4 protein-coding genes are annotated in these 6,765 nt (G+C 47.9%); 3 read left to right on the top strand and 1 reads right to left on the bottom strand.

All coding sequences use genetic code 11. The features are described 5' to 3' along the window. Positions 1–69 precede the first annotated feature (69 nt). Entirely contained in the window at positions 70–2,232 is a 2,163-nt protein-coding gene (locus V5T57_RS17675; RefSeq protein ID WP_332892579.1) for a methyl-accepting chemotaxis protein, read from the bottom strand. A gap of 893 nt (positions 2,233–3,125) precedes the next feature. On the opposite strand from V5T57_RS17675, the gene V5T57_RS17670 reads away from it, so the two are divergent. From V5T57_RS17670 to pntB, 3 genes are all read left to right on the top strand, one after another. Then, positions 3,126–3,326 carry a hypothetical protein gene (locus V5T57_RS17670; RefSeq protein ID WP_332892578.1) on the top strand — a complete coding sequence of 67 codons (201 nt, stop codon included), beginning with the start codon at positions 3,126–3,128 and terminating at the stop codon, positions 3,324–3,326. A 357-nt stretch (positions 3,327–3,683) separates the two neighbouring features. Further along, positions 3,684–5,246: a Re/Si-specific NAD(P)(+) transhydrogenase subunit alpha gene (locus V5T57_RS17665; protein WP_332892577.1), complete on the top strand. Its 1,563-nt coding sequence runs from the start codon at positions 3,684–3,686 to the stop codon at positions 5,244–5,246. Between the two features lie 33 nt (positions 5,247–5,279). Further along, on the top strand, positions 5,280–6,683 hold the full coding sequence (gene pntB / locus V5T57_RS17660; RefSeq protein ID WP_332892576.1) for a Re/Si-specific NAD(P)(+) transhydrogenase subunit beta: 1,404 nt from the start codon (positions 5,280–5,282) through the stop codon (positions 6,681–6,683). Positions 6,684–6,765: the final 82 nt, after the last annotated feature.

The following is a 6,765-nucleotide window of genomic DNA, read 5'->3' as shown; positions in this document are numbered from 1 at the left end:
GCACACGACAAAAAAAGCGCCCGGCCTTTCGACCGAGCGCTTTGGTACAGATTAAGAGATCTGTTCTGATTAGAGCTTGAAACGTGACAGTGCGGTTACCATCTCATCCGCAACACTGGCAACATTAGAGGAGTTACTTTCAACATCTGCACTGATACGGTTAAGATTATCAGCGGCCTCGTTCACATTTGACATGTTCTCGGCAACACTGTTGGCAGATTGTGAGGCCTCTTCAATATTCTCAGCAATTTCGCGGCCGTTTTGGGTTGTAACAGATAGGGATTGGGTAATCTCACCAATACCTTGACTGGCCTCACCCACATTTCGTGTCACTTCTGAGATACCAGAGGAGATCTCAGAAACATTCCGACTAACCTCATTGATACCATCGTTGGATTCACTCACACGACGATTCACTTCATCTGTCTCATGAGAAACACCCTGCACGTTATGGGTAATTTCACCAACCGCTTCAGTCTGTGTATCCACCGAATGTAAAATCTCTTGGTTGGATTCATCAATCAAGGCAATGGTTGTTGAGACTTCATTGGCTCGATTAGCAACCTCTTTAGAGTGACTCTGAATTTCATCAATTTTTTCAGAGATCATATGGGTTGCTTCACCGGTTTGACGTGCCAGATCTTTTACCTCATTCGCCACAACCGCAAACCCCTTACCAGCTTCACCAGCACCCGCCGCTTCAATAGAGGCGTTCAGTGCCAACATGTTGGTCTGGTCTGCAATATTGTTAATCACCTCAACCACTTTACCAATCTCACGAGCAGAAAGGGTCAGGTTTTCCATGACTGAAGCGTTGCTACGTGCATTCTCCGTAGCCTTACCTGACTCAGAGCTGGCTTGTTCACACTGGTTACGAACCACACCAAAGGACTGTGTCAAATCAGCAATAGCCGTTGCGACACTCTGCACATTTTCACTCATACGAATGGAGGCTTCATTCACATGGTGCATACTGGTTGCAGCTTCTTCAGTCGCAGCAGCCACGGTACTGAGGTTGACACTGGCCTCCTCAGATGCAGCAGAGATGGTGCTCATATTGGCATCCATCTCTTCTGCTGCGGCCGAAACGGTGCTCATGTTCATCATCATCTGGTTGGTTGAATCTGTCACAACCCCCATACGCTGACTCATTTCCTGAGCAGACTCTGTCACGGTAACCGACCGCCCTTTAAGATCATCTGCGCCCTTGGCCAACTGGTGGCTAACTTCAGCCATGCCCCCAGCCGAAGATTTAAGGCTCTTGGCGTTCTCACTTAGTTGCGAGAACATCTGCCGTAGACTGCTTACCGTATCTCGCGTTGCATCTACAGCCATACCAATCGAGTCAACACTGTTGGTTTCAGGAAGCTGTACCGTCAAATCACCTTGAGAAATACGCTCAAGTGCATTCTTAATGGCGTTAACCGGGTTCACCGCATACTTACGTAACATCAGTGTCGAGGTAATGCCAATCAAGATCATAACCAAAGCGCCGAGGCCGAGGATCTCGAGCAAAATGTTATTAATGGTTGCTTGAATAGGCTCCAGCTTAGAGATGATCTCAAAGGCACCACGCATCTCCCCTTCTGACCACCCTTCCATCTTAATCCCCAAAGGATCGTATCCTTTACCCTCAGGATAGTCTGAAAGCACACCATGGCACAGTAAACACTCTTTACTCATGATCACCGGGCGCATATAGCGGAAAGTATTGTTCTCATCATCATAGCGGTAAATCTCGCTAGCCTTACTTTTACGCAGCTCATTGAGCATCTCAATTTCGATACCCTTAGCTTCATTTTTTGAATTACGAGCACCAATCCTTGTGACCCGGAACTCCCAGGTACGCTCTTTATCCTTATCACTCTGAACTTGTGCTTTATAGGCACCGATCGACCAACCAGCTACCACAGGTATTGTCTGATAGTAACGTGTCTCACGCGCCAACCTAATGATATCTTCCTGGCTTGTGGCGCCATGTTTTTTCAAGGCATCTTGAGCTTCTTTTAACAAGGCACTATTAAAAGAACCCTGGGCTCCTAATTTTGAGATGTAGTTTTGTGCCCCAAGCGCTTGCTCGGTCAACTCACGAGACTTGGCAACCATGTTTGCTTCAGCATCGGATTGAACCGTGATGTCCACAGCAATAAACAGGATTGTAAATCCAACGACCATCACGATTGCGATGGCAACGAGAATTTTTGTCCCAAAATTTAGATTGTTCCAACTCATCAGCCTGATCCTCTATCCACGCGATATGCGAGCCCCAGTATTGCTGAGCCAGCATGAATGCTCTTCTTGCACAGTGCAGGGAGAAAAGCATTAAAATAAGGACATCTCCCATGACCTGAATAATACTTAAAAAAATAGGCTTGCACACCTAACAATTCAGATAGTCAGTGCAATTCTTAATCCAACGTTTTATTAAACCAAAGAATGTGCCTTACAAAATCTGAAAACACATGACAAAGAGTAACGAAATTATTCAAGAACTTAACAACACCTTGCTGAGACCGCCCATCATAATCTCTTCATGGTTAATTGCCAACGGGTTAAACAACCCGCTTTATAAAAAGATTCAACACCATTTTTTCATCAGCTTGGGCCTGCATAAATGTCGCTAAACAGTTGCATGGACAGAACGTGTCATGAAAGAAAAATGCGCGTAAATCAACCCAATGAGGAATGAGACCAACCCGTTTGATTCACACGTGTGATAAAATTAACAATTATATAAGATATGACTGTTTGGATACCAAACGATGTAAACAGTTCCAGCTATCTCTCTTAAACGCCTATCATTTATTATACGACATCAGACATCTTTGAATGAAGTAAACACGGTAAGAGCATCGTTATATACCCCTGCCCCCTTTTGGGATAGACCATAACCTCATGATCCTTAGTAAGTGAATTCAAAATGGTATGCTCTTGCATAAAACAACGACAGACACTTTCCCCCTACCTTTTTTTTATTGATCAAGCACAATTCCCCCCTTTTATCGGGAACCCAACCCTTTGCCCACCGTCCTAAGCATGGTTTAATAAATCATGTAGACGGATGTGAGTTATCATTTCTCAAGCGCAGGCAAAATAAAATGCGCTCTGTCATTCAGGAGAGATCCATGAGTTGCGGTATCGATCAAATTATTCAAGACTCCAATGAAACCTTGAACGAAACCATCGAACGGCTGGTTGAAGATCTAGCCACAGATTTTAATACACAGATCAATGCCGATGAGGTCATGGATCAAGAAGCCACCACCATCTTACGTGGTGAGCTGCAAAAATTTGCGGTGTGGCTTATCCACGATCGTCACAAGTAGCATTTGGCCATCGGTAACCTGAAACGCAGCGTTCAGGTTACCGATGATATACATTCACAAACCGTTATATCTGCATTTTCATATATCATTTATTCTTACCAAATCCTCCCTTTCCCGCTACACTGGCCCGGTGTTCCTTTCACGTCCATAATCAAAAACATGGCTGATGTTGTCTTTACATCCCTTGCTCAAGCTGCAGCAAAGGAATGTAAAAACAAAATGAAGCGTCGTTACATAATTTTCAGAAATAGGGTTGTCATTTTCTGAAAATACCAGTAGCTTCGCAATTTCAGAATATACTGATAATGGATCGTTTTACCCATGACCTCTGCATACGTTTAGGAGGAAGTCAGACCCATGAAGATTGGTATCCCCAAGGAAATCCATCCTGGTGAGCGCCGGGTCGCCGCATCGCCGGAATCCATCGAGCGACTACGCAAACTCGGTTATGAGGTGCAGGTTGAAACAGGAGCAGGCGCGGAAGCGACCTTCCTGGATGACGCCTACCGCGAAGCCGGGGCAGACATTGTTGCCGACGCTAAAACCGTATGGGGCACGTCGGATCTTGTTCTCAAGGTTCGTCCCCCCGAAGCCCACACCGAGCTTGGTGCCCACGAAGTGGACATGATGCGCGATGGTGGACAACTGATGAGCTTCATCTGGCCTGGCCAGAACGAAGAGCTGCTTAAACGTTTGCAAGATAAAAAAGCAACGGTTCAAGCCATGGATGCGGTTCCCCGTATCTCTCGTGCCCAGAAACTGGACGCGCTGAGCTCCATGGCCAACATTGCCGGCTATCGTGCGGTTGTAGAAGCTGCTAACAACTTTGGCCGTTTTTTCACCGGTCAAATCACCGCTGCGGGTAAGGTTCCTCCTGCTAAGGTACTGGTTATCGGTGCCGGTGTAGCAGGTCTGGCTGCCATTGGTGCTGCTGTTAGTATGGGTGCCATCGTCCGTGCCTTCGACGTCCGTAAGGAAGTGGAAGATCAAATCAAGTCAATGGGGGCAGAGTTCCTCAAAGTTGACTTTGAAGAGGATGGTGCAGCTGCAGGCGGTTACGCCAAAGAGATGAGTGAAGAGTATAAAGTCGCTCAACGTGAAATGCTTGCCCAACAAGCGATGGATGTTGATATCATCATCACTACCGCATTGATTCCTGGCAGGCCTGCTCCAGAACTGATCACCGAAGGCATGGTTGAGTCCATGCGCGAAGGTAGTGTGATCGTAGATCTGGCCGCAGAGACCGGTGGTAACTGTGTCTGCACCGAACCTCATGAGAAGGTTGTGAAGCATGGTGTAACGATTGTTGGTTATGCCGATCTGCCCAGCCGAATGTCTACCCAGTCCAGTCAGCTGTACGCAACCAACTTGCGTCACCTGATCACCGACATGACACCTGAAAAGGATGGTCAGTTGGTAGTGGATATGGAAGATGATGTTGTACGTGGATGTACCGTTGTTAAAGATGGTGCAATCACCTGGCCACCCCCACCACCTAAAGTGGCGGCTCAAGCGGCACCAAAAGCTGCACCTGTTGCTGAGCCAGAGCCTGTTGATGAAGCCGCTATTGCAGCAGCTCAATCACGTAGCCGGTTCATAACCTTTGGCATCGCAGCTCTCGCGCTACTTGGTGTCGGTTATGCTGCCCCTGCAGACTTTATGCAGCACTTTATCGTGTTTGTACTCTCCTGCTTCGTCGGTTACATGGTGATCTGGAACGTATCACCAGCGCTGCACACACCACTGATGTCGGTAACCAATGCCATCTCCGGTATTATCGTTATTGGTGCGATCTTGCAGCTATCCAGTGATAGCTTGACAGTGACCATACTCGCCAGTGTGGCGGTGCTCATTGCAACCATCAACATCGCCGGTGGCTTTTTGGTCACGCAGCGCATGTTGAAAATGTTCCAGAAATAACGCGCAGTACGCGTCTAGACGAGGTTTGAACCCATGACTCAAGGTATTCTCACCGTCTCGTACATCGCCGCGGCTGTGCTGTTTATTCTCAGCCTCGGTGGTTTGAGCAATCAAGAAACCGCTAAACGCGGTAATATGTATGGTGTGTTGGGTATTGCGATCGCCATTGTGGCAACAGCATTCTCCGACCATGTTAGTAACTATCCAGTACTGGCCGCTACCATGGCCATCGGTGCAGCCATTGGCGCCTTCTTGGCCGCCAAGGTTGAAATGACCGAAATGCCTGAACTGGTCGCTGTCCTGCACAGTTTTGTGGGTCTGGCTGCTGTTTTGGTGGGTATTGCCAGCTATATGGACCACCCCACGTTCCCTTCGAACGTGCATAAGATCATCCATGAGATTGAAATCTTCCTGGGTGTCTTCATTGGTGGTTTGACCTTCACAGGCTCGGTTGTTGCTTTTGGTAAGCTCAAAGGCTCTATTAAATCCAAGCCCCTGATGCTACCCATGCGCCACATGATCAACTTCGCACTGATCATTGTCTCCATCGTGCTGGGTAAAATGTTCATGGAAGCAGGTAGTGGCACTTCAGCAATGACCTATCTGCTGATCATGCTGGCCATCTCTTTCTTCATCGGTTGGCATTTGGTAATGGCCATTGGTGGCGCCGATATGCCGGTTGTGGTCTCCATGCTGAACAGCTACTCCGGTTGGGCTGCTGCGGCAACTGGCTTTATGCTGGCCAACGATCTGCTCATCGTAACCGGTGCTTTGGTTGGTTCTTCTGGTGCGATCCTGAGCTACATCATGTGTCGTGCTATGAACCGCTCCTTCATCAGCGTCATCCTCGGTGGCTTTGGTGAAACTGGCGGGACCTCAGCAGCACCTGGTGATGATGGCCCCAAAGAGGTTATTGCAACCTCTCATGATGAACTGGCAGAGATGCTCACGGATGCTTCAGAAGTCATTATCGTACCTGGTTACGGTATGGCCGTTGCTCAAGCTCAGCATCCTGTCTATGAGATCACCAAGATCCTTCGTGACAAGGGCATTAAAGTTCGCTTTGGTATCCACCCAGTGGCGGGTCGTTTGCCAGGGCATATGAACGTGCTGTTGGCTGAAGCGAAAGTGCCTTATGACGTTGTGCTGGAAATGGATGAGCTCAACGATGATTTCCCCGATACTACGGTATCTCTAATCATCGGCGCCAACGATATTGTCAATCCTGGTGCACAGACTGATACCAACAGCCCCATCTATGGCATGCCTGTTCTGGAAGTTTGGAAAGCCAAAACCTGTGTGGTTCTTAAACGCTCCATGGGTACAGGTTACTCGGGTGTGGATAACCCCCTCTTTTTCAAAGAGAACACCCGTATGTTGTTCGGTGATGCCAAAGCAAGTATGGATTCCGTCTTGACAGCACTGCGCAACCACTAAGCTAAACGGTATGGGCTCTCCCTAACGGGAGGGCCTCTATCCATAAAAAAACCCAGTCCACATGGACTGGGTTTTTTTATGG

This window comes from Magnetococcus sp. PR-3, from assembly GCF_036689865.1.
GTDB lineage: Bacteria > Pseudomonadota > Magnetococcia > Magnetococcales > Magnetococcaceae > Magnetococcus.
Note: the sequence above shows the minus strand (reverse complement) of the source record. Positions and strands in the feature narration are given on the sequence as shown.